At 65.2% G+C, this 1609-nt stretch carries 1 protein-coding gene; it reads right to left on the bottom strand.

Annotated features, from left to right (window positions below):
* Positions 1-457 precede the first annotated feature (457 nt).
* Entirely contained in the window at positions 458-1018 is a 561-nt protein-coding gene (locus tag MJ783_RS21760; protein ID WP_239313394.1) for a hypothetical protein, read from the bottom strand.
* Positions 1019-1609: the final 591 nt, after the last annotated feature.

The raw sequence follows: 1609 nt of genomic DNA, 5'->3' as shown, positions 1-1609 counted from the left end.
GAGTTCTGGTACCCCACAGGCTGAACCATTGCAAAAAAGGACAAGATGCTCTCTTAGGTCATACAGCTCCGGAAGATCGACATCGGTCATGAGCTGCGAATACTCCAACCAAGATCAAATTAGGGGCGAAACTCCCGCTAGCCAGTTTCTCCAGCCGCACGACGGTAGGAGGGTAGCGATAACCGTCCGTTTCCCCCTCGAACTGCCCCCGGCCACCGAGGGGTGGAGATCGCCCGCGCAGACCTGATGTTCTACGGCTTGGACCACAGCGGCCCGTCGCATGAGGCGCGGGTCTTTTTCAAGGACAAAACCCCGACCCGGTGGCACCGGAGCGGCTGCGGTACACGTGCCCCGGGCTGACGCACCCCACACCCGACGCGCACCTGCCCGGGGCGCCCGCTGCTGCGCCCGTCCGACCTTGTCGATCCTCGGACGGGCGCAGCGGGCTGGTCGGCGGTCAGGTGATAGTCCGGCTTACGCGGACGAGGAGGTGGTGGAACCCGGCGAACCCGCCGAACAGGCCGCTGGTCTCCAGGACCTGGATGTGGGTGAGCGCGTCGGCGTGCGGGGCGTCGACGGCCGGTAGGTTCGCGATGGCCTTCGCGAACGCGTCGTCGAAGCTGAGGGTGGGTGACATGCCCACGGCCTCATCCGCCGCCGGCGGGGCGGCCTTCTCCGCGCTGCCTCGCACGGCGGCCGCGTAGCCGGCGAGGTCCGTGCCACAGGGCTCGATGGGAATCTGGTCGGTGCCGTCGGCGTGATGGACGGTGATCTGCGGCTGGTCTTCGGGGTAGCGGACCGTTTCGAGGTGCCGATACGGGGTGACATGCTGGGGGAAGATGCCGGGCTTCGCGCAGCGTTGGAGATCAAATTGCTGGGGGAAGATCCGCAGCGGGCTTGGGGTGATGGTGATGGTGAAGCCGGGGGTGGGTATCTCACCCTCGGCGATGAGCAGCACGTGGACGCCTTCGCGGTAGGCACGGATACGGGTTCGGCTCGCAGGTTCGCAGCGGCTCATGGTTCCTTCCAGGGCGTGTCGTTCGTGCGGGGCAGGCGGTACGTCACTCCGGCTGACCCGGTGGTGTCGACCTTGTGATCCCCGCGGTGTCGGCTGGCGGGGCGCGTGGGCTCAGATGTGCCGGCGACCTGCGCACCGTCAGCGGCTGGTGAGACGCGACCACGGCGAGAAGCACTCGTCACTGTCGTGGTTTCCACCGGCTGACCTGGCCTTTCTTTCGTACCGGTATGACAGGGGCGGGGACGCCTGAGGAGTTCTCTGGTTATCTGCCAGCTAATTCCATACGTCGAGTGGCCATCGTGACGGTTCCGATTTTTATAGGCGTCGCCTGGTAGCGCAACGTCGGACACCCGACAGGCTGACAGTGAAACGACAGAAGGACGCATGAACCCAGACAGGCGGCCTGGTCGCCCGCCGCGCTACTCACGGACGACCAGGCCTGTTGGAACGGATTCCCGTGGAATCTGTCAGCAGGTTCCCAGCATGGTGTTGAGCGCCGCCTTCTCCGCACTGTCCACCGTCAGGTTGTAGTAGTACTTCACCTGAATCTAGGCCCGTGCGTAGGTGCGGCGGAAGCTGGTGAGGGAGGGG

Source organism: Protofrankia sp. Cj3 (assembly GCF_917627355.1).
Taxonomy (GTDB): domain Bacteria; phylum Actinomycetota; class Actinomycetes; order Frankiales; family Frankiaceae; genus Protofrankia.
The sequence above is the reverse complement of the archived record's forward strand: the minus strand, read 5'-3'. Positions and strand labels throughout refer to the sequence as shown.